This is a genomic window from Curtobacterium pusillum (assembly GCF_007680845.1).
Classification (GTDB): domain Bacteria; phylum Actinomycetota; class Actinomycetes; order Actinomycetales; family Microbacteriaceae; genus Curtobacterium; species Curtobacterium pusillum_B.
The window spans coordinates 364165-388034 of sequence record NZ_VEIY01000002.1 but is presented as its reverse complement, the minus strand read 5'-3'; the positions used below and the strand labels follow the sequence as shown (position 1 = coordinate 388034).

The following is a 23870-nucleotide window of genomic DNA, read 5'->3' as shown; positions in this document are numbered from 1 at the left end:
GCAGGTCAGGCGTGCAGGAGCGTCAGGAGCCTCGCCGTCTCGGTCGCGATGGCGTCGCGTCCCGCGGACACGTACTTCCGGGGATCGACGACGTCCGGGCGTGCTTCGAGGGCCGCGCGCAGCGCGCGGGTGAACAGGCCGTTGAGGTGCGTCGAGATGTTGATCTTCGTCATCCCCGCATGGACGGCGCCGCTGAGCTCCGCGTCGGAGAGGCCGGACGAGCCGTGCAGGACCAGCGGGACCGGGACGGCCGCGCGGAGCCGACCGACCAGCGCACGGTCCACCGAGGCTTCCCGTGTCTGCATCGCGTGCGAGGTCCCGACCGCGACGGCCAGGGCGTCCACCCCGGTCGCTGCGACGAAGGCGGCGGCGTCGTCGGGGTCGGTGCGGACGCCGGGAGCGTGCACGCCGTCCTTGCCGCCGACCGCACCGAGCTCGGCCTCGATCGCCACGCCCTGGTCGTGGCACCGGAGCGCCAGCCGGCGGGTCGCCTCGACGTTGGCGGCGTACTCGAGGTGCGACCCGTCGTACATGATCGAGTCCACCCCGAGGTCGATGCCCGCGACCACCAGCTCCGGGTCCTCGACGTGGTCGAGGTGGACGAGGACGTCGACGTCGGCGGACCGGGCGATGGCCTGGGTCGCGGTCGTGATCGGGGCGAGGCCGCCGTGGTACCGGATGCAGTTCTCGCTGATCTGCAGGATGACGGGCAGTCCGGCCAGTTCGGCGCCGGCGACGATCGCCTCGGCGTGTTCGAGGAGCACGACGTTGAACGCGCCGACACCCCGGTCGGCGGTCCTCGCGGCGTCGAGCAGCCCGGGCAGGGCGAGGTCGGTGATCATGCGGGGCTCCCGGTTCGGTCGGCGTGGTGCAGGGGGACGTCGGTGTCTCGGAGGAACCGTGCGACGGCGTCGGGGTCGACCTCGCCCGCGACGGGGCTGAGGACCGCGGCGGCTCCGTAGGCGGCTGCGGAACGGAGCGCCGCGACGTCGACGGTCACCCGGACGGCAGCGGCGGCAGGGCTGGCAGGGCCGGCGGTCGGATCCGGCCGGCGGACCAGCGCGGCGAGGAGTCCGGCGGTCGCCGCGTCCCCCGCGCCCGTCGGGTTGCCGGAGACGTCGGCGACCGCGGGGACCTCGACCACGCCGTCCGCGGTGTGCGCGGCGATCCCGTCCGGTCCGCGCGAGACCACCACGACGGCTGCCCCGCGGCCGAGCAGCCGGAGTGCGCCCTGGCGCTCGTCGTCGGCACCGGTCGCCGCGAGCAGTTCGGACCGGTTCGGCTTGCAGACGGTGGCCCCCGCGTCGGCAGCGGCGAGCAGCGCCTCACCGGAGCAGTCCACGAGGCTCGGGACCCCGTGTGCCCGGGCGGTCGTGACCCAGCTGGCCACCACCGCGGGTTCGGTCCCACGGGGCAGGGAGCCGGCGACCACGAGCGCGTCGACGTCGCCACGGGCAAGGGCCCGCTCGACCGTCGACGTGACGGCTGACCACTCGGCCCTCGTCACGACCGGCCCGGGCTCACCGAGCATCGTCGGGTGCGCGCGGTCGTCGACGACGGTCACCGTGGTCCGGGTCTCCCCCGTGACCGCGACGTCGCTGTGCCCGAGCCCGAGGGCGTCGAGCGCGTCCGCGATCCACTGCCCGGACGACCCGCCGAGCGGCAGCACGGCGTGCGACTCGATGCCGGCCCCGGCGAGGACACGACCGACGTTGATGCCCTTGCCGCCCGGGCGCCGGGCGACGTCGAGGACGCGTTCGGTCTCGCCGATGCGCTGTTCCTCCACGCGGTAGGTCACGTCGACGGCCGGGTTGGGCGTCACGATGAGGATCACGGCGTGGGCTCCCGTCCCGAGGAGGTGTCGACGGTGCGCCATCGGCCGCTCGTGGCGTCGATCGCGACGAGGTCGGCGGGAGCCCCGGGGGTCAGCGGTGCGGGCAGACCGAGGAGCCGGGCCGGCCGGGTGGCGGCGGCCGCGACCACGTCGGTGAGCGGGGCGCCGTCGTCGAGCAGGCGACGCGCGGCATCGGCGACCGTGATCGTGCTGCCGGCGAGGGAGGACCCGTCCGCGAGCATCGCGATGCCGTCCCGGACGGACACCGGCGATCCGGCGATCGTGTGGTCGCCGTCCGGGCACCCCGTGGCCGCCATGGCGTCGGACACGAGCACGAGCCGGTCCGGTGCGGTCCGCCGGACGAGCTCGACCGTGGTGGAGTCGAGGTGGTGGCCGTCGACGATGCACTCGACGAGGACGCGTTCGTCGGTGAGCGCGACCCCGACGGGCCCGGGCGTGCGGTGGTGCAGCGGCGGCATGCCGTTGAACAGGTGGGTGACGAGCGTGGCGCCGGCGTCGATCGCGCGGCGGGTCACATCGGCCGACGCGTCCGTGTGGCCGATCGCCACGACGACGCCAGCGGCGACCAACCGGCGCACGGCCACGAGCGCTCCGGGGAGTTCGGGTGCGAGCGTGACGATCCGGAGCGCGCCGTCGGCGGCGTCGAGGTACGCGTCGACCTCGGCCGCCGTCGGGGCGTGCAGGAGGTCAGCGCGGTGCGCCCCGCGGCGGGCGACCGAGAGCCACGGCCCCTCGAGGTGGAGGCCGGCCAGGGTCCGGTCCGCGACGAGCGGTCGGAGGCGGGCGAGCGCGGCGACCGTGTCGCTGACGGGGCCGGTCGCGACGGAGGCGACCAGCGACGTGGTGCCGCGGGCACGGTGGTGCCCTGCCGCGACGAGGGCGCCGTCCCTGGTGCACGTGGCGAAGTCGTGGCCGAGGGCGCCGTGGGCGTGGAGGTCGACCAGCCCGGGCACCACCGTTCCGTCGACGACGGTCGTGGTGGCGGTCTCCGGCGGTTCACCGGTGCCGAGCGCACCGACGGAGCCGGCGTCGTCGACGACGAGCCAGCCGTCGCGCAGGTCGGTCCTGGCGGTGACGATGCGCCGTGCCCGCACGAGTGCACTCACGCCGGCACCCCGGCGCCCGACGCGGCGAGTGCCTGCCTGGCCAGCAGCCCCGCGCCGATCGCACCCGCGGCGTCACCGTGCCGTGCCGGCACCAGGCGGGGCACGCGGAGTCCGGCGAGCCGTTCGGACACGGCGGCCTCGAGCGGCGCGAACAGCAGCGGGCCGGACTCTGCCAGTCCCCCGCCGACGATGACGGTGTGGCACCCGGCGACGGCGGTGGTCCACACCAGGGCGTCCGCGAGCACGGCGACGCAGTCGGCCCAGGCCGCGGCGGCGACCGGGTCACCGGCGCGGACGCGGAGCATCGCCTCGTGCGCGGAGGACGTCCCGGAGCGACGCGCGACTCCCCCGGCCGACGCGATCTCCTCGACGCGGAGTCCGGCGTGCGGCCCGGCCGGGATGCGGACCTGGCCGATCTCACCGGCCCAGCCGTCCCCGGGTACGACCACGCCGTCGACGACGAGGGCGCTGGCGAGCCCGGTCCCCACGGGCACGAACGCGACGGATCCCCGGGTCAGGGTCCCGCCGGCGTCCGTGGTCTCCGCGAGGGCCCCGGCCCGCACGTCGTGGCCGAACGCGACCGGCATGTCGATCCCCCGGGCGCCGAGGGCGTCCCGCACACGGTCCCGGACGGGCACGTCGCGCCACCCGAGGTTCACGGCGAGGACCACCCTGCCGGCCCGGTCGTCGACCACCCCCGGGGTCACGAGACCGACCGCTCCCGGAACACGGTGCTCGTGCGCCCGGGCGACGAGGTCCGCGACGACGGCGGCGAGCCGCAGGGCATCGGGGTCGTCGCGTGGCGTCGGCACCCGGATCTCGTCGAGGACGAGCCCGTCGGCGTCCGTCAGCCGGGCCTTGATGCCCGTGCCGCCGACGTCGACCCCGAGCACCGCGCCAGCGCCCCGCATCAGGTGAGGATGACCGAGCGGGTGAGCGAGCGGGGGTTGTCCGGGTCGAGTCCGCGGCCCTCGGCCAGTGCGACGGCGAACCGGTGGACGACGACGAGCCCGGCGATGGGGTCGAGGTCGTGCTGGACGAAGCGGGCGCCGGTCGCGGCGACCTCGTCCGAGAGCCCTTCCGGCGCTGCGCCGAGCGACCAGACCAGGCGACCGGGCTGCGCGATCGCGATCGGGCCGTGGCGGTAGTCCATCGCCGGGTACGACTCGGCCCAGAACTGCGCGGCCTCCCGCGTCTTGAGCGCGGCCTCGAACGTGAGACCGACGGCGGCACCGCGCCCCACGAAGCTGACCTGCTCGGCGTCGAGCAGGTCGTCGATCGGCAGCGCGAGAGCGGTCTCCGCCTGTGTCGCCAGGGCATCGACGTCGTCCCCGATGGACGCACGGAGCAGGGCGAGCGCAGTGGTGGCGAACCGGGTCTGCACGACGGACCGCTCGTCGGCGAACGGCAGGGCGACGACGTCGTCCGCGACGAGCGCCGCCGGGCTGTCGGCGACGGCCGTCACGAGGACGGTGCGCTGCCCGGGCAGCGCCTGCAGCAGGTCGACGATCTCGGTCGTCGTCCCGGAGCGGCTGATCGTGACGACGCGGTCGTACTCGCGGCCGGTCGGGTACTCCGAGCCGGCGAAGGCATCGGTGACGCCGAGGCCGGCCTGTTCCCGGGCGACGGCGTAGCTCATCGCGATGAACCAGCTCGTCCCGCAGCCGACCACGGCCACGCGTTCACCGGGCTGGGGGAGCGCGGCGGCGAACGACGGCAGGAGCTCGGCAGCCGCGCGCCAGGTCTCCGGCTGGGACGCCAGCTCGGCGCTCACGAAGGTGTCGGTCATGGGGGCCTTCCGATCCGGATCGACCAGGGTGATCGATGATCAGGAAGCGTAGCGAGCGATCGTGCGCAACGGAAGGGTAATGCGTCATTTCCGATCACGGACCGCGTTCGGCGACGTCATAGGATGGCGTCCATGACTCCGCAACAGCGGCTCAACGCCCTGCTCGAACTCGTGAGCGAACGTGGCAACGTGTCGATCTCCGAGATCGGGGAGATGCTCGGGATCTCGCCGGCCACCGCTCGACGCGACCTGGCGACCCTGGCGGACCAGCGACTCCTCACCCGCACGCACGGCGGGGCCGCGGCACTGGGCGCCGGGTACGAGCTGCCGTTGCAGTACAAGATCGCCCGTCAGGCCGAGGCCAAGACCGCGATCGCCCGGGCCGCCACCCGCCTGGTGCAACCCGGCAACACGGTGGGCCTCAACGGCGGGACGACGACGACCGAGGTCGCGCGCGAGCTCGGCAAGAGCGAGCGGTTCACCCGTGCGGACGGCGAGTACGGCATCACGATCGTCACGAACGCGCTGAACATCGGCTACGAGCTGTCCGTCCGCTCGAACGTGAAGATCGTCGTGACCGGCGGGGTCGCGCGACGGCAGTCCTACGAGCTCGTCGGCCCGCTGGTCCGGGACACCCTCGACGAGTTCGCCCTGGACGTCGTCGTGCTCGGGGTGGACGGTCTGAGCGGCCAGTACGGTGCCACGACCATGCACGAGGGCGAGGCCGAGGTGAGTCGCCACTTCGCGTCGGTCGGCCGTCGCGTGATCGTGGTCGCGGACTCCACCAAGATCGAGCGCGCCACGTTCGCCCGGATCTGCCCGCTCGACCGCATCGACGCCCTCGTGACGGACCAGCCCGTCCCCGAGGCCTTCGCCGCGGAACTCGCGAGCGCCGGGGTGGAGCTCGTCGTCGCGGACTGATCCGCCCGCGTGGCCGCCCACCCGGCCACGATCGCTCGAGCGCCAGGTTTCGATCGTGTAAAACCCGCGGCTGCTTCCCCATGAGCGTTCTCTGAGCACCTATTGTGCATTCATGATCGATTCGGCATCATGGGCGTCACAATCACGCAAGGGAGCGAGATGAGCATGGGTGACGGTTTCACGGCACGACCACTGCGCGTCGGCGTCGTCGGGATGGGACAGCGCGCGGCCATCGCCCGCCACGTGGCGGAAGCGGCGGACGCCGCACCCGATCTGGAGGCGCGGGTCACCGCCGTCGCGGACGTCACCGACCAGGGGCGCTCGCGGGCACGGGCGGAGTACCCCGACGCCACGGTCGTCGAGCAGCACACGGACCTCGTCGGTCTCGTCGACGCGGCGATCGTCACGACGCCGGACTGGACGCACGCCGCGATCGCGGTCGACCTGCTGCGCGCCGGCATCGCGGTCTACCTCGAGAAGCCGCTCGCCATCACGGTGGAGGACGCCGACGCCGTCCTCAACACGGCGGCCGAGACCGGGACGCCGTTGTACGTCGGGCACAACTTCCGGCACGCGGCCGTCGTCCGCCTCATGCGCGAGATCGTCGACCGCGGTGAGATCGGGCAGGTCAAGGCGGTCTGGTGCCGCCACTTCGTCGGCAACGGCGGGGACTACTACTTCAAGGACTGGCACGCCGACCGTGCCAAGGTGAACTCCCTGCTGCTGCAGAAGGCCAGTCACGACCTCGACGTCATCCACGCCCTCGGCGGTGGCGACACGGCCCGTGTGGTCGGGATGGGGTCCCTGTCGGTCTACGGGGACGTCACCGATCGACGCGACCGGAGCGGTGAGCTCATGGGGGACTGGTTCTCCCTCGACAACTGGCCGCCGCTGAGCCAGACCGGCCTCAACCCGGTGGTCGACGTCGAGGACGTCTCGATGGTGATGATGACGCTCGACAACGGCGTGCAGGCGAGCTACGAGCAGTGCCACTTCACACCGGACTACTGGCGCAACTACACCGTCATCGGGACCGAGGGCCGACTCGAGAACATCGGCGACACCGGCGGCGGCGTCGTGAAGGTCTGGACCCACCGCCGTGGCTGGGACGTCGCGGGGGACCGCGAGTACCCGATCGACGGCGTCGCGTCCGGCCACGCCGACGCCGACCTCGTGACGATGACCGAGTTCCTCCGCCACGTCGCGCTGGGGGAGCCCACCACCCTGTCGCCCATCGCCGCCCGGGCGGCCGTCGCCGCCGGGGCCCTCGCGACCCGTTCCCTCCGGAACGGCTCGGTGCCCATCGACGTCCCGCCGCTCCCCGCCGCGACCGTCGCCCACTTCACCACCCCCACCCCGGCCGTCACCCGCTGACGGAACCGCGAAAGGACCCCTGATGCCCGCACACACCCCCGCGAAGGGCCGAGGCCGTCGCCGCGCGCTCCTCGGCGTCGTCGCCGCGATCGGTGCCGCAGCGCTCCTCGCCGGCTGCAGCACGTCCTCCGGCGCCACCGGATCCGGCAGCGACTACGAGAAGGCCGCGAAGGACACCAAGGCGACCCTGACGTACGCCGTCTGGGACGAGAACCAGGTCAAGGCGATCAAGGCGAACCTCGAGGGGTTCAACGAGGAGTACCCGAACATCAAGGTGAACGTCGACGTGACGCCGTTCGCCAGCTACTGGACGAAGCTCCAGACGCAGGGCTCCAGCGACACGCTGCCGGACCTCTTCTGGATGAACGGCCCGAACTTCCAGCTCTACGCGGCGAACGGCAAGCTCGCGCCCATCACCGGCGAGGTCAAGGCCGGCGCGATCGACCCGGCGAAGTACTCGTCCGCCCTCAACGACCTGTACACGTACGACGACACCCAGTACGGCGTGCCGAAGGACTTCGACACCATCGGCGTCTGGATGAACAAGGCGCTGTTCGAGAAGGCCGGCGTGGCCATGCCGTCGAAGGACTGGACCTGGGCCGACTTCCAGAAGACCGGAGCGGAACTCTCCGAGAAGCTCAAGGCCGACGGTGCGTACGGCGCCGCGGGCGGCATGGACGGCCAGACCACCTACTACGACACGATCCTGCAGGCCGGCGGCAACGTCATCAACGCGGCCGGCACGAAGTCCGAGTACTCGTCGAAGGCCGCCGAACAGGGCCTCCAGTTCTGGACGGACCTCATCGCCTCGGGTGCGTCGCCGTCCATCAAGCAGCTCACCGACACCACCGCCGACCAGTGGTTCACCTCGGGCAAGTTGGCGATGTACCAGGGCGGCAGCTGGTTCCGGTCCGCGCTGACGGGCACCGACCTCGAGAAGGACGTCGTGGTGTACCCGCTGCCGAAGGGCAAGGAGCAGGCGACCGTCATCCACGGTGTCTCGAACGTCGTCTCGGCGGGGAGCAAGCACAAGGCCGCCGCCCAGGCGCTCCAGGTCTACCTCGCGGGCAAGCAGGCCCAGCAGCAGCAGGGCGACATGGGCGCCGTGATCCCGGCGTACGAGGGGACGCAGGACGCCTTCACGAAGACCATGCCGAACGCGGACCTGCAGGTCTTCCTCGACGCGGTCGACTACGCGAAGCCGCTGCCGGTGTCGAAGAACACCGCCGCGTGGAACACCCTCGAGACGAACCTGCTGCCGAGCTCCTTCGACGGGTCGACCCCGGTCGACGACGTCGCGAAGCAGCTCGCCACGAAGATGGACGCCGCCCTCGCCAAGGAACAGTGAGTCGGACCCCGTGACGATCCACACCGAGCGGCACCCCACCGCGAACACGCCGGCCCGGACGCCGAACGCGTCCGGGCCGGCGGCCCCGGGGTCCGAGCTCCCGTCCCGTGGCTCGAGCCGCCGTCCGGCCCGCCGGACCGACGGCTTCTGGCCGTGGCTCTTCGTCCTCCCGCTGCTCGTCGGCGTCGGGACGTTCTACATCTGGCCGATCCTCCAGACCTTCTGGTTCTCCTTCACCACGTGGGGCGTGTTCGGCGGCGCGAGCTTCAGCGGGCTGGCGAACTACGCCCGGCTGGTGGCCGACCCGCAGCTGTACCAGTCGCTCCTCAACACGGTGGTCTACACGGTGATCGTGCTGCTCGGCATCCCGGTCGCGGTCTGGCTCGCGAGTCTGCTCAACACCCCCGGGCTGCGGTTCGCGCAGTTCTACCGCGTGCTGTTCTTCCTGCCCTACGTCGCGATGCCGGCCGCCATCGCCCTGGTCTGGCGGATCATGTTCAACGGCGACTACGGCATCGTGAACTGGTTCCTCGGCCGGTTCGGCATCGACGGCCCGTACTGGATCTCGACGCCCGGCTTCGCCCTCGTGGCCGTGTCGCTCGTCGGCCTGTGGTCGTCACTCGGCTTCTCGATGATCATCCTCGGCGCCGGACTCAAGGACATCCCGCCCGAGCTGTACGAGGCCGCCGAGCTCGACGGCGCGTCCCGGTGGCGTCAGTTCCGCTCGGTGACGGTGCCGCTCCTCAGCCCGAGCATCTTCTTCGTGGTGATCGTCACGACGATCTCGAGCTTCCAGCTGTTCGACCTGCTCTACGCGATCCTCGGCAGCACCAACCCGGTCATCCCGAAGACGATGTCCCTCGTCTTCTACTTCTACAGCGCCGGGTTCATCGACAACGACAAGGGCTTCGCGGCCGCCATCGCCATGGTCATCTTCCTGCTCATCGGCATCGTGACGCTCGTGCAGTTCCGGTTCCAGCGGAAGTGGGTGCAGTCATGACGAGCGCGACAGCACGACCCGGGGGGAAGCGGAACCGGCTGCAGCGTCGGGGCAGCCACTGGTGGATCCACGTGGTCCTCGGGGTCGGCGGGTTCGTCATGGCGTTCCCGTTCCTCTGGCAGATCATCATGTCGCTGTCCACCAACGCCCAGGTGCAGTCGGTGACCCCGACGTTCTGGCCGGGGGAGCTGCAGTGGCAGAACTACGCGCAGGTGTTCGAGCGGCTCCCGTTCCTCAGCCAGCTCGGCACCTCGGTGATGGTGACGATCATCCGCACCCTCGCGCAGATCGTCCTCTGCACGCTCGCCGGGTACGCGTTCGCACGGATGCGCTTCCGGGGCCGCGCGGTCCTGCTCGCGATCGTCCTGTCGATCCTCCTGGTGCCGTCGCAGGTGTACCTCATCTCGCAGTACCAGATCGTGCAGGGGTTCGGGTGGCTGGACACCCTCATGGGCATCGTCGCTCCGGGGTTGTTCAGCGCCTTCGGCACGTTCCTCATGCGGACGGCGTTCCTGAACCTCCCGCCCGAACTCGAGGAAGCAGCGCGCATGGACGGCGCGAACCCGTTCCAGACGTTCTGGCGGATCATGCTGCCGCTCGCCCGCCCGTCGATCAGCGTCCTGGCGATCACGACGGTGCTCTGGTCCTGGAACGAGCTGCTCTGGCCCCTCGTCGTGTCGACCAAGGCCGAGGACATGCCCCTCGCGGCCGGGCTGGCGACCCTGTCCAGCGACCGGACGATCGACTACCCGGTCCTCATGGCCGCGAGCCTCATGGCGATGGCACCCGTGCTGATCATGTTCATCGTGCTGCAGCGCCGGGTCATCGACGGGCTGGCGTCCTCCGGGCTCAAGTGACGACGGGACCACCGACAGGACCACCGACGAGCGCGACGTCGACCACCGCGGCCGGCGTGGCTGTCCTCGCCCGGGCGATCGGCACCGTGCCGGACCCGGGCGAGGTGGCCCACGCCCTCGAAGCCGTGGTCGCCCACCTGCCGTCACCCGCCCGCGACGCCGCACTCGTCGACGTGCTCCGCGCCTCCCGTCCCGCGACCGCGGCGTGGCTCCGAGCCCACGGCGCCACCGCGGCCCAGGCCGCCGACAGCGTCGCGGACGTCGACCGCAAGCTCGCGCGCTACGGCCTCCGCGGGACGGGTCTCGACTGGTTCTGCTCGGTCCTCACGGCGCGCGTGGTCACGGTCGGTCGGCTGCAGTTCGAGATCGGCGACGCCACGGCCGACGGCAGCGCAGCGTGGGGCGTGCACGTCCCCGAGGCCGGTCCGCTGGACCCCGACGCCTGCGACCGCTCGTTCGCCGCCGCCCCGACGGTCCTCAGCGCCGTCGCCCCGGACCACACGGCCGCGTGGTGGCAGTGCCGCTCGTGGCTGCTCGACCCCGGGCTCGCCGAGGTCCTCGGTCCCGACGCCAACTCCGTGCGGTTCGCGCGCCGGTTCCGCCTCGACCCGCCCGGGCCGGACGACGACGCCGAGGGGGACGACAGCGTCGCGAAGTTCGTCCTCGGCCTGACCGGTCCGGACGCACGGGCGACGGCACTGCGGCGACCGGTGCCACCCGGCCGGCTCGCGGCAGCCGTCCTCGACCGCTGGCGGGCCGGCGAGCACTGGACCGCCCGCACCGGCACCAGGAGCACCGGGGTACGGTCTCCGTCATGACGAAGCCCGACCGCGACCACCTCGACGACGGTGTGGACATGTCCTTCGAAGAGCGTCGCCAGGACACCCTCCGCCGCATGTCCGGCTCCGACGAGCACGACGCGGACCCCCGCGTCGAGGTGTCGCGTGCTGAGGACGGCGACGTCCGGATCGACGTCGCCGACTCCGCAGCGGTCCGTCCCGGCGACCCCGAGGGGACCGACCCGCGCTCCGCGACCACCGAAGCCTGAGACGCCAGCCGGTCACGGTCCGACGGTGGTGCACGGCATGATCGTTCCGTGCACCTCGTCCTCCGCCGCGTCGACGGCGGCGTCACCGCGACGCCCCTGACCGACGCGGGGACCGCTGACGGCGAGCCGATCCGTGTCGACGAGCCGCGCCTCCCGGCCTTCATCGCGTCCCGTGACGCTCCCGACGTGCGCTGGGTCTGGGACGACACCGCACGCTGGTACCCGGCCGTGCTCGCCGCCGGCGGCCGGGTCGGCCGCTGCACCGACCTGCGGCTGTGCCGCCGCATCCTGCGGTCCGCGCTCGCGGCACGGGGGTCCGCGCTCGCCGCGGCTCCCGCCGACGGGTGGGATGCTCCGGTCCAGGAGGCGCGGGTCGGCCGACCGGCGCAGGCCCGGCTCTTCGACGACGCTCTGTTCGACGTGTCCCCGCCGGACGACGAGCTGGACCCCGTGACCGAGCTGCGGGCGCAGCTCGACGCGGTCGCCGGGTCGCAGGCACCGGGGGCGCTGCGGTTGCTCCTCACGGCGGAGTCCGCGGGGGCGCTCGTCGCCGCGGAGATGCTCCACGCCGGCCTGCCGTGGCGCGCGGACGTGCACGAACGCCTGCTCGAGGACGCCCTCGGCCCACGCGTGCCGTACGGCGTCCGACCGCGCCGGCTCGAGGAGATCGCCGCGGTCGTACGGGAACGCCTCGGGGACCCGTCCCTCAACCCGGACTCACCCACGGACGTCCTCAAGTCCCTGCGACGCGCGGGCCTCATGGTCACGAGCACCCGGAAGTGGGAGCTGCAGGAGATCGAGCACCCGGTCATCGAGCCGCTGCTCGAGTACAAGCGGCTCGCTCGGCTGCTCACGGCGAACGGCTGGACGTGGCTGGACGAGTGGGTGCAGGACGGACGCTTCCACCCGAAGTACCTGGTCGGCGGTGTCGTCACCGGGCGGTGGGCGGCCGACGGCGGTGGGGCCATGCAGCTGCCGAAGCTCGTGCGGCCCGCGGTGGTCGCCGACGACGGGTGGAAGCTCGTCGTGGCCGATGCCGCGCAGCTCGAGCCGCGGGTCCTCGCGGCCATGTCGGGGGACCGGGCGATGGCGGCGGCCGGGGACGGGCGCGACCTCTACGACGGGGTGGTGGCCTCCGGCGCGGTCGAGACCCGACAGCAGGCGAAGGGCGCGATGCTCGGCGCGATGTACGGGGCGACCCAGGGTGAGGGCGGACGGCTCGTGCCGAGGCTGGCGCGGGCGTACCCGGACGCCCTCGCACTCGTGGAGCGAGCCGCTCGTGCCGGGGAGCGTGGCGAACCCGTGACGACCCTGCTCGGCCGGACCTCGCCGGTGCCTGACCCGTCCTGGTTCGAGTCCCGCAACCAGGCGTACACGGTCGAGGGCACCGCGGCGATGCAGCGCGCGGTGGAGTCGCGGGCGCGGAGCTGGGGGCGCTTCACCCGCAACTTCGTCGTGCAGGGCACCGCTGCGGAGTGGGCGCTGGCGTGGATGGGGTCGCTCCGGTCGCGGCTCGCCGAGCGGTTCCCCGGTCCGGTGACCGACGGGCCGCACCTGGTGTTCTTCGTGCACGACGAGATCGTGGTGCACACCCCGGCGGAGCACGCCGAGTGGGTGGCGGACCAGGTCCGCGCCGCCGCGGTCGACGCCGGCCGGTTGCTGTTCCGCGACTTCCCCGTGGTGTTCCCGCTGTCGGTCGCGGTCGTCGAGGACTACGGGTCCGCGAAGGACTGACGCGAGGCGGCGTCCGTGCACATCCGGGTTCGGGCAGGGTGGTCCGATGCAGTCCGAACACCACGAGGCACCCGACCAGCACCTCGGTGACGTCGACCTCACGACCTGGCGCACCCGCGCCGGGAGTGCCGCGGCCGACCAGTGGGCGTCCCTCGGTCATCGATGGGGAGCGCTCCCGCTGCTCGTGGTCACCCTCGCGATCGGCATCGGGGTGGCCGTCGCCGGGACGTGGGCTGCCTCCGAGGTCTACGACGCCGTGCGGGAGCACGACGACGTCGCCGTGCTCGACCGCCCGGTGCTCGACTGGATGCTGACGCTCCGATCGCCCACCGTCGACACCCTCGTGACGTGGTGGACCGACATCGCGGGCACGATCGGGATGCCGATCGTCGCGCTCGGGTTCCTCGTCGGCTTCACGATCCAGCGTCGGGCGTGGACCCCGCTCGTGCTCCTCGTCGCGGCGAGCGGGGGTTCGCTGCTCATGACGATCGCGGGCAAGGACCTCATCGGCCGGGCCCGACCGCCCCTCGCCGACGCGGTCCCGCCGTACGAGCACTCACCGTCGTTCCCGTCCGGGCACACGCTCAACGCGACCGTCATCGTCGGCACGATCGTGTACCTGCTGCTGCTCCGGCAGTCGCGACTCGTGACCCGGGTGTGGACGATCATCGTGGGCACCGCGTTCGTGGTGTCGGTCGGGATCTCGCGGGTGTTCCTCGGGCACCACTGGCTGACGGACGTCCTGGCGGCGTGGGCGCTCGGGCTGGCGTGGCTCGCCCTGGTGATCACCGCGCACCGGCTGTACCTGACGGCACTGCGCCGCGGTGCACGCCCCGTCAGGTCGCCCCGGTAGGTTGCCGGACATGGCAGAACGGGTCTTCGGCGGTCGGTACCGCGTCACGGGAACGCTCGGGCACGGCGGCATGGCCTCCGTGTACCGCGCAGTCGACGAACAGCTCGGGCGTGAGGTCGCCGTCAAGGTCTTCCGCATCGGCGCCGTCGACCACGGCGAACGGGCCCGGGCCGAGGCCGAGATCCAGACCCTCGCGGCACTCCGCAGCCCCGCGCTCGTCACCCTGTACGACGCCGCGCTCGACGACGAGGACGGCGACTCGTACCTCGTCATGGAGCTCGTCCCGGGCAGCGACCTCGCGACCCGGCTGCGTGAGGGACCGCTCGACCGGACGACCGCGGCGAACGTCGGTGCGCAGGTCGCGGACGGCCTCGCCGCGGCGCACGCGCAGGGGATCGTGCACCGTGACGTGAAGCCCGCGAACGTGCTGCTCGAGGCCGACGGTCGCCACGTGAAGCTCGCCGACTTCGGCATCGCGCTCCTCCGGGACGCGGCCCGGGTCACCGGCACGGGGACGATCATGGGGACGGCGGCGTACATCGCCCCCGAGCAGGTGCTCGCGCAGCCGATCACGGGCAAGGCGGACGTGTACGCCCTCGGACTCCTGCTCCTGGAGAGCCTCACCGGCACGCGGCCGTTCCCCGGCACCGCGGTCGAGTCCGCGACCGCCCGACTCACCCGCGGCCCGGAGATCGACCCGCACCTGCCCACGGCCTGGCGGACGCTGCTGCACGTGATGACCGCGCAGGACCCCGCGGAGCGTCCGACGGCTGAGGAGACGGCCCAGCGGCTCCGCGCCCTCGGCCACGACGACGTCGCACCAGCCACGCAGCTCCTGCCCGGGGGCCCGGGCACGTTCACGCGAGCCGCCGCCGGGGGAGCGGCAGCTGCCGGAGCCGCGGCCGGTGCGGCCGCAGCCGGTGCGGACCGAGCCGCCAGCGCGGACGAGGCGACGCAGGCGATGCCGGTGGGTCGCGCCTCCAGTCCGGACGACGCGACCCGGGTCCTCGGAACCCAGCAGCCGTCCGGATCGGACGACGTCGCGACGACCGTGCTCGGCACCCAGCGCAACCAGGCGGCCGGGGCCGGTACCGGGGCCGGGGCAGGTGCGGCGGCGGCCGGCGGTGGGCCGCGCGGACCCGTGGCCGCTCCGCCGACGCCCGCGGCGGACGAGCCGCGGAAGCGGCGGCGCGGACCGGTCATCGCGGCGGTGGTCGTCATCGTCCTGGTGCTGGTCGGCATCGCGGTCGCGCTCGTCGCGCTGAACGGCGGAGACGGCACGCCCGAGCCGACGGAGTCGAGCACGCAGTCGACCCCGACGGACGACCAGCAGTCGTCCGAGCCCTCCCAGCAGTCGAGCGAACCCGCGGAGCAGCCGTCCCAGCAGCAGCCCAGCGAGCCGTCCCAGCAGCCGTCCGAACAGCAGCCCTCCGAGCCGTCCGAGCCGTCCGAGGAGCCGAGCAGCCCCGCGGACGACCCGTCGGTCGGGCCGCAGCCGTCGAGCCCGGTGACGAACCCCGTCGAGGACCCGCAGAGCGCCGCCGACACCGCCGCCGACACTGCTGCGGACACCGCTGCGAAGGTCAAGGGTCCTGGGAAGTCCGACGATGCACCGGGGCACGACAAGGGCGGAAAGACCAAGCCCTGACACGCCGGGGTTTTCCTCCAGACGCTGGACCAAATAGGGTGGCAGCGTGCGAGAGCTGCAACGGAGCGGTGGGCCGACGACGGCCGTCGCCGCGCGGAACCACGGCGGATTCGAGTCCCGGGACGGGTACCTCGTCGAACGAGGAGCGGGGGAGTCGGCCGTCACCGCGGTCGTCCCCGGCTGCACCGGACGGGTGATCGCGGCCGGCGACGAACTCTCCTGGGTGTGGTTCCCGGAGCGCACCCTGCCCGACGGTGTGTCCGAGCCCACCGAGGCCGACCTCCCGCACTTCTGGGACGCGACGGCGTTCGCGCTCGACGTCGTCTTCACGGACGGCTCACGACTCAGCGACCCGGATGCCGGCGCTCGGGACCAGTACGGCGACGCGCTCAGCCCGGAGGCGCAGGACGCCGCCCGCAAGCAGTGGGTCGACCAGTGGAACCGGCGTGCGGTGGACCTCACGCCGTTCGCGGGTCGGGTCGTCGACCGACTGGAGGCGCGGCTCGGCTCCGCCCCGCAGCCGACAGCTGATGACGGCGAACCGCGCGCCCAGCACGCCACCGTCGTCGACGGTGAGCGTCCGGCGCTCCGCGGCTGGCTCGACGCCGTCCGGATCGAGCCCGCCCGCCCCACCCCGACGACCCCGCTCGGCCACGTCCGCACGACCCGAGGGACCCAGGCGTCCTCCCGGTTCTCGCGCGGCAACAACGCTCCGCTGGTGGGCCTCCCGCACGGTGGGGTCTTCGGCCTCCCGATGACCGACGCGTCGAGCAACCGCTGGCCGTACGCGTACCAGGAGCACGCCCGCGTCGACGACACCGGTCGGCTCCGTCCCGCGATCCAGGCGTTCGCGACGAGTCACATCCCGTCGCCGTGGATGGGGGACCGCGGCGTCTTCCAGGTGATGCCGTCCCCGCTCGAGACCCCCGACCCGGACCGGTCGGCGCGCGCGCTCGGCTTCGACCACGACCACGAGGACGACGGACCCCACCGGTACCGGGTCGACCTCGACGGAGGGGTCACGGCGGAGATGACCGCGGGGGAGTTCGCGCTCGGCTTCCGCTTCACCGGCGTCCGCAGCGTCGTGCTCGACCACCACGGCCGGGTGTCGGACGTCTCCGTGACGGTCACCGACGGCGTCGCCGTGGTGGAGGCCCTGCTCGACGACCGCCCCGGCACGCCGCCGCACTTCGTGCACGTCCGGATCCCGGGGGTGACCGCCGACCACACGACCGTGGGCGAGCAGGAGCTGCGCGGGTGGCTGTCGGTGTCGGGTGACACCGACGTGCTGCTCGGCATCTCCACCGTCTCCTTCGCGGACGCCCGCGCGAACCTGGACGCCGCCGGCTCCTTCGACGAGATGCGCTCCGAGGCCGAGCGGCGTTGGACCGGGGAACTCGCGACGCTGTCCTTCGGCGGCGCCACCCCGGACCAGCTCACCGCCCTGTACTCGGGCCTGTACCGGCTGTTCCTCTACCCGAACCGTGCCGGCGAGACCGCGCTCGACGGCACGCCCCGGCACCGCTCCCCGTACGGCGCCGTGCAGGCCGAACCCATCCGTGACGAACCCGGCCCCGAGGTCGTCGAGGGGCCGTTCACCACGACGAACGGGTTCTGGGACACCTACCGCACGGCCTGGCCGCTGCTGGCGCTCCTCACCCCGGACACGGCGGCCGAGCTCGCGCAGGGCTTCGTCGCGCACTTCCACGACGGCGGCTGGACCCCGCGGTGGAGTGCTCCCGGTGCCGAGGACTGCATGACCGGCACCACGAGCGACACCGTCTTCGCGGACCTCGCGGCGCGCGGCGTCACCGGGTTCGACCTGGCGGAGGCGTACCGGAGCGCACTGCGGAACGCGACCGCCCCGCCGCGGGACGAGCGGGTCGGACGGAAGGGGAGCCTCCCGGGTGCCTTCCGCGGCCACGTCGACACCGCGACCCACGAGGGGATGAGCTGGACGCTCGACGCAGCCATCAACGACTGGGGCCTGGCCGTGATGGCAGGCTTGCTCGCCTCGCGCGCGACGACCCCGGCGGACCTCGCCCGGTACGAGGCCGAGGCCGAGTGGTTCTCCCGCCGGTCCCTGCAGTACCGCAACGTGTTCGACTCCGAACGCGGGTTCTTCCTCGGGCGTGACCCCGACGGATCGTGGCGGGTCGGCTCCGAGTTCGACCCGCGCGACTGGGGCGACGACTACACCGAGACGAACGCGTGGGGGACCGCCTTCACCGCACCGCACGACGGTGCCGGCGTCGTCGACCTGCACGGCGGACCCGACCACTTCGATGCCGCGCTCGACGCGTTCTTCGCGACGCCCGAGACCGGCTCCTCGGAGCGCTCGGGGTCGTACGGGTTCCCGATCCACGAGATGACCGAGGCGCGCGACGTCCGGACCGGCATGCTCGGGCTGTCGAACCAGCCCGCGCACCACATCCCGTTCTTCCCGATGTTCACCGGGCGCCACGACGACGCGCACCGGATCGTGCGGGACTCCCTGGAGCGGCTGTTCGTCGGGTCCGACCTCGGGCAGGGCTACCCCGGCGACGAGGACAACGGCGAGATGAGCGCCTGGTACGTGTTCGCGACGATCGGCCTCTACCCGCTCGCCCCGTCGACCGGGTCCTACGTGCTCGTGCCGCCGTCCGTCCGCAGGACCGTGCTGCACCAGCGCGCATCGGGCAGTGGGACACCCACCGTCATCGAGGTCGCCGAGGGGTCCTCCGGCGCCTACATCGCATCGGTCACGGTCGACGGGGAACCGTGGACGTCGATCAGCATCCCGCACGCGGTCGTCGTGTCGGCCTCGCGCATCGAGTTCACCCTGTCGGAGACGCCCGAGGGCTGGGCAGCGGACACCCGTCCGGTCTCGGCGTCCGAGGTGCACGGGTACCGGGACACCCCGGTCGACCTGCTGCCCGTGGGGCTCAGCCCGCTCAGTGACGACACCGGACGGACCGTCACGGCGCTCACCGCGGGGACCTCGGTCGCCTTCGCGGTCCCGTCGACGCCGGTGTCGCTGTACACCGTCACCGCGTCGGACCCCGGTGTCTACTCGTGGGACGCCGCGCTCGGCGACACCCGCGTCACCGTGCAGGACGCGGAGTTCGAGTGGCCCGGCCAGACGCGGGTGTTCCGGCTGCAGGGTTCCGGGACCGCGTTCACCCTCACCGCCGTGTCCGACCTGCCGCTCACGCAGCTCGAACTCGTCGCGGCGGACGGACAGCGTTGACCCGCCGTTCACCGAGCCGGAGCATGCTCGGCCCATGTCGATGAGCACACCGTTCGATCCCGAACAAGACGGCCGGTCCATCCCCGTGGACGGCTCCGACGAGGACGAGCTCCAGATCGAGGAGGACCGCGGCGCCGACGTCGGCCCGGACTCCGGCGACCCGAGTGTCTCGCCCGTCCGGCACGACGACGAGGACGAGGCCGGCGGCGGACCGGTGTTCCGGCGCCCGCAGGCCGGCGACCGCCTGCACCCGGACGACCTCTGACCGCATCGGGTGCGCTGTCCCCGTTCTTGGCGGATTGCCAAGCGGGACGGGCATGCTCGTCGGCATGTCGATTGCGAACTCGTTCGATCCGTCGCAGGGTCGTGCGATCCCCGAGGACCAGGTGACCGAGAACGGTCTCGAGCTCGATGCCGAGACGGCCGCCGAGCTCGGCATCACCTTCGACGTCGTGGGCGGCGCGTCCGCCGATCCCGCGCGGGTGTCGCCGGTCGACGTCAGCGTGCCGAGCGCGCCGACCAGCGCCGACTGACCCTCACCCGGCGGCTTCGTTCAGGCGTCGGGCACCCGGTATTTGAAGCCGAGGTGTGAGGCACTGAACCCGAGCCGTTCGTAGAACCGGTGCGCGTCGGTCCGGTCGGCGTCGGACGTCAACTGGACGAGCGACGTCCCGAGGTCCCGCGCGGCCACGTCGGTCACCCACCGCATGAGCACGCTGCCGATCCCGCCCGAGCGCACGGCACTGCGGACTCGCACCGCCTCGACGAGCAGCCGGGCCGAGCCGCGGCGGGCCATGCCCGGGATCGTGGTGAGCTGCAGCGTCCCGACGATGTCGCCTGCCTCGTCCGTCGCGACGAGGACGGCGTTCGCCGGGTCCGCCGCGATCGTCCGGAGCGCGGCGGCGTACAGCGGACGGTCCTCGGCGTCTGCGACGTCACCGCGGGCGGCGCTGATCGGGTCGTCCGACAGGAGGGTCATCAGGTCGTCCAGGTCGTCGGCCGCGGCGTTCCGGAGCGTGACGGTGCCGGCGCGGGCGGAGAGCGTGGTGGGCAGGGCGAGGTCTCGGAGCACGACCCCACCCTGCCCGATCCGGTCAGGGGACGGTGTGCCCCGCCGCCGTGAAGATCCGGTACCACTCCTCGCGGGAGAGCTCGACGTCCGACCCGGCGGCCGACTCCCGGACGCGCTGCGGGTTCGTGGTGCCGAGGACGACCTGGAAGTGCGCCGGGTGCCGAGTGATCCACGCGACGGCGATGCCGGTCGGGGTGACCCCGTGGGCGGCGGCGACCTCGTCGAGGACGTCGTTCAGCTCGGCGTAGTGCTCGCGGTCGCCCAGGAAGACGCCGTCGAAGAAGCCCTTCTGGAACGGCGACCAGGCCTGCAGCGTGATCCCGTTGAGGCGCGAGTGGTTGAGGATGTCGTTGTCGCGGTCGATCGACTGGTCGAGGCCGGCCATGTTCGCCGAGACGCCCTGCGCGATGACGTTCGCGTGCGTGATGCTCAGCTGCACCTGGTTGAAGGCGAGCGGCTGCTGCACCGAGCGACGGAGCAGCTCGACCTGGCCCGGCGTGTGGTTCGAGACGCCGAAGTGGTGGACCTTCCCGGCGGCGTGCAGCTCGTCGAAGGCCCGTGCGACCTCGTCCGGCTCGACCAGGGCGTCGGGGCGGTGGAGGAGCAGGACGTCGATGGAGTCGGTGCGGAGCGCGGTCAGGGACTCCTCGACGGACTCCAGGATGTGCTCGTACGAGAAGTCGAAGTAGCCCTGGCGGATGCCGACCTTGGTCTGCAGGACGATGTCCGACCGCTCGGACGCCGAGAGCGTCACGGCCGCGCCGAACCGCTCCTCGCAGCCGTGCCAGCCGCCGTACACCGGGGCGTGGTCGAACATGGTCACGCCGGCGTCCCGGGAGGCGGCGTAGAGCGCGCGGATGTCCTCGTCGCTCATGTCGTTGATCCGCATGAGTCCGACGACGACGTCGGAGGCGGTGAGGTCGGTCTGTGGCAACTCCAGTGTCTTCACACCCACGATCCTGCCATCGTCCACACCGGACAGGCAGGCCCTGTCCGTACCGGCATCCGACGTGGGGACAGGCGGACGGGAGGCGCGGTGCGGCGCCGACCCGCGCCTCCCGTCCGACGTCCGGGCGCGTCTACTGCCGCAGCACGACGAGCACCGCGCGCTCGCCGGAACCCCACTCGGCGGTGAGGTGCTCGCCGGACGGCTGCGCCGTCCCGAGGTGCGCACCGACGACCCGGAGGACGGAGAGCGTGCCGTGCCCGGTGTCGACGAGCGACCGCGTGCCGTCGGACCGCACCGACACCGAGGTGACCGTGGGGGAGTCCGGCGCTGAACCGCTGCCGACCGCCCGACCCTCCGCGTCCCACACGCCGGACCCGTCGGCACGCTCGAGCGCTGCCTCGTGGCCGCCGGTGACGATCGCCCGGCGCACGACGTCGGCGTACACCGGGTCGCCGACGGCGTCGTACACCCAGCGCCGGCCGAGCACGGAGTGGTGCATCTCGGTGGCGAGGAGGTCCTCGGCGCCGGCCAGCGGCGCGCCGCGGTAGGTCAGGGGTGCGTGCAGCACCCGGCCGTCCGCAGTCCGGACGAGGATCGTCTCCACTCCGACCTCGCCGTCCGGGTCGTCGAACCGGAACTTCCCGGCGACCTCGAGTGCGACGCCCGCCACCACCCCGCTCCACGGCTGCGCGGGCAACCACGCGGCGAGCGCCTCGAGCTTCGACGGTCGGAGGTCTGCGCGGTGGATGACGGCCATGCCACGACCGTACCGACGCGCTCCGCACGGCGGACGACGACGGTCTGCGCCCCGAGCACACCGCCGGTCAGTGCACCGAGAACCCGCCGTCGACCGCGATCGACTGCCCGGTGACGTACGCGGAACCCGGTCCGGCGAGGAACACCGCCGCCGCCGCGAAGTCCGACGCGAGCCCGTTCCGCCCGACGAGCGTGCGTGCCGCGAGCCGCTCGACGGCGGCGGGGTCCGCGCTGAGCCGCCGGTTCAGCGCGGTCTGCACGAAGCCGGGGACGAGGACGTTGGAGGTGACCCCCTGCGCCGACCACGCCTCCGCCTGGGACCGGGCCAGCGCCTCCAGAGCGGCCTTTGAGACGCCGTAGGCGCCGCTGGCGGCGAAGGGCCGGTGCGCCTGCTGCGAGCTGATGCCGATGATCCGGCCGTACCCGCGCGCCGCCATCCCGGGTGCGAGCCGCTGCCCGAGGACGAACGGCGCGTCGAGGTTCACGGCCATCGTGGCGTCCCACGTGTCCTCGTCGAGCTCGTCCATCGGTGGTCGGAGGTTGATCCCCGCCGAGTGCACGAGCACGTCGACGCCACCTGCGGCATCGGCGACGTCGGCGAGCGCGTGCGCTCCGGCGCGGGTGGAGAGGTCCGCGACGATGCCGTCCGCGGAGCCCCCGCCCTCCCGGATCGCCGACACCGACTCGTCGATGGTGCCGCGGGTCCGCGCCGCGACGAGGACGTGCGCTCCGGCGTCCGCGAGGGCGAGCGCGATCGCCCGCCCGACGCCCGAACTGCCCCCCGTGACGAGGGCGGTCCGACCGTCGAGCCCGAAGAGCGTCTGCAGCGACATCCGACCAGGCTACCGACGCCCGTACGCTGGACGACGTGCGCGACGACCTGCTCCCCGTGCTCGCCTGCCCCGTGTGCGCCGAGCCGCTCGGCCGTGTCGACGGCGGCCAGGTCGGCTGCGCGAACGGCCACCGGTTCGACGAGGCGAAGCAGGGCCACCTGACGCTCCTCCCCGCGAAGCGCCGGGCGCTCACGGCGGACACCCCGGAGATGGTCGACGCCCGGCTGCGGTTCCTCGGTCGCGGGCACTACGCCCCCGTGGAACGCGCGCTGGCCGCGGTGGTCGCGGCGGAGACCGCGCCGGGGATCGTCCTCGACGTCGGGTCCGGACCGGGGACGTACCTCGCGCACGCGCTCGACGCCGACGACGCGGCCGACGCGGCCGACGCGGCCGACGCGCTCGACGCGGCCGAAGTTCCGGACGGGAGGCGCGGCTTGGCTCCGGGCACGTCGCCCCGGCTCCGTCTCGGGGTGGCGCTGGACCTGTCGGCCGTCGCGATCCGGCGGGCGGCACGCATCCACGAACGTGCCGGAGCCGTCGTCGGCGACGTGACCGAGCGCCTCCCGGTCGTCGACGGGGCCGCCGCGGTCGTGCTCGACGTCTTCGCACCCCGCAACCAGGCGGAGTACGCCCGCGTGCTGCACCCCGACGGCGTGCTCGCGGTCGTGACGCCCCGGACGGGCCACCTCGCGGAACTCGCCGAGGCGACGATCGCGGTGGACCCCGAGAAGGAGCGGCGGCTGCACGACTCCCTGACGCCGGCGTTCACGCTGCGGTCGTCGGAGGACCTGACCTGGACGATGGACCTCAGCGCGGAGGACGTCCACGACGTCGTGCACATGGGTCCGAGCCACCACCACGTCGACCCGGCCACGGTGTTCGCGCCGACGACCGTGACCGCCGCCGTGACGGTCAGCACCTGGACGCCGGCGTGAGCATCACCGACCGGCTCGCCGCCCAGCCCGAGCTGGCCACCGAGCGGCTGCGGCTCGTGCAGCTCGGGCCGGAGCACCTCGACGCGAGCATGGCCGCGCTCGACGACCAGGACGCGATGCGCCTCACCGGCACCCGGGGCACCTTCACGCGCGAGCGGGTCCGGGCGCACCTCGAACGGCTCCCGGGGGCCGAGGACCGCGCGGACTTCGCGATCACCGATGCCGAGGGCACGTACCTGGGGGAGGTCGTCCTCAACGAGCTCGAGGAGGACGACCGCGCGATGAACTACCGGATCGCCCTCGCCGGCCCGGCCGTGCGGGGTCGGGGGTTCGGCACGGAGGCGGGCCGGGCGGTGGTGGACTGGGCGTTCGACGAGGTCGGGCTGCACCGGATCTCGCTCGAGGTGTACGCGTTCAACCCCGTGGCGCAGCGCTCCTACGAGAAGATCGGCTTCGTCGTGGAGGGCCGCGCGCGGGACGCCCTGCTCTGGGACGGCACGTGGACCGACGCCGTGCGCATGGCGATGCTGGCAACCGATCCGCGGCCGCGCTGACGTGGGTGC

The 23870-nt window shown here is 73.0% G+C and carries 24 protein-coding genes; 15 read left to right on the top strand and 9 right to left on the bottom strand.

Features of this window, described 5'->3' with window-relative positions:
- Window positions 1-5: 5 nt before the first annotated feature.
- The 5 genes from FS825_RS06235 to FS825_RS06215 are packed head-to-tail and all read right to left on the bottom strand — an operon-like array spanning window position 6 to window position 4750.
- Window positions 6-842 (bottom strand): class II fructose-bisphosphate aldolase, encoded by an 837-nt coding sequence (locus FS825_RS06235; RefSeq protein ID WP_144711596.1) that lies wholly within the window; start codon window positions 840-842, stop codon window positions 6-8.
- On the bottom strand, window positions 839-1876 hold the full coding sequence (locus tag FS825_RS06230; RefSeq protein WP_260981042.1) for a 1-phosphofructokinase family hexose kinase: 1038 nt from the start codon (window positions 1874-1876) through the stop codon (window positions 839-841). The genes FS825_RS06235 and FS825_RS06230 overlap by 4 nt, the downstream gene beginning before the upstream one ends.
- Complete coding sequence (nagA, locus tag FS825_RS06225; RefSeq protein ID WP_144711595.1) at window positions 1831-2961, bottom strand: N-acetylglucosamine-6-phosphate deacetylase; 1131 nt, start codon at window positions 2959-2961, stop codon at window positions 1831-1833. Before nagA ends, FS825_RS06230 begins: the two co-directional genes overlap by 46 nt.
- Window positions 2958-3872, bottom strand: coding sequence for an ROK family protein (locus tag FS825_RS06220; RefSeq protein WP_144711594.1), 915 nt, complete (start codon window positions 3870-3872; stop codon window positions 2958-2960). Before FS825_RS06220 ends, nagA begins: the two co-directional genes overlap by 4 nt.
- Window positions 3872-4750 carry an SIS domain-containing protein gene (locus tag FS825_RS06215; RefSeq protein ID WP_144711593.1) on the bottom strand — a complete coding sequence of 293 codons (879 nt, stop codon included), beginning with the start codon at window positions 4748-4750 and terminating at the stop codon, window positions 3872-3874. The genes FS825_RS06220 and FS825_RS06215 overlap by 1 nt, the downstream gene beginning before the upstream one ends.
- 132 nt (window positions 4751-4882) lie before the next feature.
- On the opposite strand from FS825_RS06215, the gene FS825_RS06210 reads away from it, so the two are divergent.
- The 13 genes from FS825_RS06210 to FS825_RS06150 all read left to right on the top strand — a co-directional run bounded on the left by FS825_RS06210 (window position 4883) and on the right by FS825_RS06150 (window position 19295).
- The gene (locus FS825_RS06210) at window positions 4883-5671 is read left to right on the top strand and encodes a DeoR/GlpR family DNA-binding transcription regulator (protein WP_144711592.1); all 789 of its coding nucleotides are present in this window, start codon (window positions 4883-4885) and stop codon (window positions 5669-5671) included.
- A gap of 159 nt (window positions 5672-5830) precedes the next feature.
- Window positions 5831-7045 carry a Gfo/Idh/MocA family protein gene (locus FS825_RS06205; RefSeq protein ID WP_260981041.1) on the top strand — a complete coding sequence of 405 codons (1215 nt, stop codon included), beginning with the start codon at window positions 5831-5833 and terminating at the stop codon, window positions 7043-7045.
- A 22-nt stretch (window positions 7046-7067) separates the two neighbouring features.
- Complete coding sequence (locus FS825_RS06200) at window positions 7068-8393, top strand: ABC transporter substrate-binding protein (protein ID WP_144711591.1); 1326 nt, start codon at window positions 7068-7070, stop codon at window positions 8391-8393.
- A gap of 10 nt (window positions 8394-8403) precedes the next feature.
- A complete protein-coding gene (locus tag FS825_RS06195) occupies window positions 8404-9393 on the top strand; it encodes a carbohydrate ABC transporter permease (protein ID WP_144711590.1) in 990 nt (329 codons plus the stop codon).
- A complete protein-coding gene (locus FS825_RS06190) occupies window positions 9390-10250 on the top strand; it encodes a carbohydrate ABC transporter permease (protein ID WP_186377098.1) in 861 nt (286 codons plus the stop codon). Before FS825_RS06195 ends, FS825_RS06190 begins: the two co-directional genes overlap by 4 nt.
- A gap of 56 nt (window positions 10251-10306) precedes the next feature.
- A complete protein-coding gene (locus FS825_RS06185) occupies window positions 10307-11068 on the top strand; it encodes a hypothetical protein (protein WP_144711589.1) in 762 nt (253 codons plus the stop codon).
- Window positions 11065-11298: a hypothetical protein gene (locus FS825_RS06180; protein ID WP_260981039.1), complete on the top strand. Its 234-nt coding sequence runs from the start codon at window positions 11065-11067 to the stop codon at window positions 11296-11298. Before FS825_RS06185 ends, FS825_RS06180 begins: the two co-directional genes overlap by 4 nt.
- Before the next feature lie 48 nt (window positions 11299-11346).
- Complete coding sequence (locus tag FS825_RS06175) at window positions 11347-13032, top strand: bifunctional 3'-5' exonuclease/DNA polymerase (protein ID WP_144711588.1); 1686 nt, start codon at window positions 11347-11349, stop codon at window positions 13030-13032.
- 46 nt (window positions 13033-13078) lie between these two features.
- Window positions 13079-13885: a phosphatase PAP2 family protein gene (locus FS825_RS06170; protein WP_144711587.1), complete on the top strand. Its 807-nt coding sequence runs from the start codon at window positions 13079-13081 to the stop codon at window positions 13883-13885.
- 10 nt (window positions 13886-13895) lie between these two features.
- Entirely contained in the window at window positions 13896-15533 is a 1638-nt protein-coding gene (locus FS825_RS06165; protein WP_144711586.1) for a serine/threonine-protein kinase, read from the top strand.
- A gap of 46 nt (window positions 15534-15579) precedes the next feature.
- Entirely contained in the window at window positions 15580-18762 is a 3183-nt protein-coding gene (locus tag FS825_RS06160; protein ID WP_260981038.1) for a GH92 family glycosyl hydrolase, read from the top strand.
- A 34-nt stretch (window positions 18763-18796) separates the two neighbouring features.
- Window positions 18797-19027: a hypothetical protein gene (locus tag FS825_RS06155; RefSeq protein ID WP_144711585.1), complete on the top strand. Its 231-nt coding sequence runs from the start codon at window positions 18797-18799 to the stop codon at window positions 19025-19027.
- A 64-nt stretch (window positions 19028-19091) separates the two neighbouring features.
- A complete protein-coding gene (locus FS825_RS06150; RefSeq protein ID WP_144711584.1) occupies window positions 19092-19295 on the top strand; it encodes a hypothetical protein in 204 nt (67 codons plus the stop codon).
- 20 nt (window positions 19296-19315) lie between these two features.
- Here the strand turns inward: FS825_RS06150 and FS825_RS06145 are convergent, their stop codons facing one another.
- From FS825_RS06145 to FS825_RS06130, 4 genes are all read right to left on the bottom strand, one after another.
- The gene (locus tag FS825_RS06145; protein ID WP_144711583.1) at window positions 19316-19834 is read right to left on the bottom strand and encodes a GNAT family N-acetyltransferase; all 519 of its coding nucleotides are present in this window, start codon (window positions 19832-19834) and stop codon (window positions 19316-19318) included.
- 22 nt (window positions 19835-19856) lie between these two features.
- Complete coding sequence (locus tag FS825_RS06140; RefSeq protein WP_144711582.1) at window positions 19857-20783, bottom strand: aldo/keto reductase; 927 nt, start codon at window positions 20781-20783, stop codon at window positions 19857-19859.
- 130 nt (window positions 20784-20913) lie between these two features.
- Window positions 20914-21540, bottom strand: coding sequence for a CG0192-related protein (locus FS825_RS06135; protein WP_144711581.1), 627 nt, complete (start codon window positions 21538-21540; stop codon window positions 20914-20916).
- Between the two features lie 67 nt (window positions 21541-21607).
- Complete coding sequence (locus tag FS825_RS06130; RefSeq protein ID WP_144711580.1) at window positions 21608-22372, bottom strand: SDR family NAD(P)-dependent oxidoreductase; 765 nt, start codon at window positions 22370-22372, stop codon at window positions 21608-21610.
- Window positions 22373-22407: 35 nt separating this feature from the next.
- On the opposite strand from FS825_RS06130, the gene FS825_RS06125 reads away from it, so the two are divergent.
- On the top strand, window positions 22408-23307 hold the full coding sequence (locus tag FS825_RS06125; RefSeq protein ID WP_144711579.1) for a putative RNA methyltransferase: 900 nt from the start codon (window positions 22408-22410) through the stop codon (window positions 23305-23307).
- On the top strand, window positions 23304-23861 hold the full coding sequence (locus FS825_RS06120; RefSeq protein WP_260981037.1) for a GNAT family N-acetyltransferase: 558 nt from the start codon (window positions 23304-23306) through the stop codon (window positions 23859-23861). The genes FS825_RS06125 and FS825_RS06120 overlap by 4 nt, the downstream gene beginning before the upstream one ends.
- Window positions 23862-23870 lie beyond the last annotated feature (9 nt).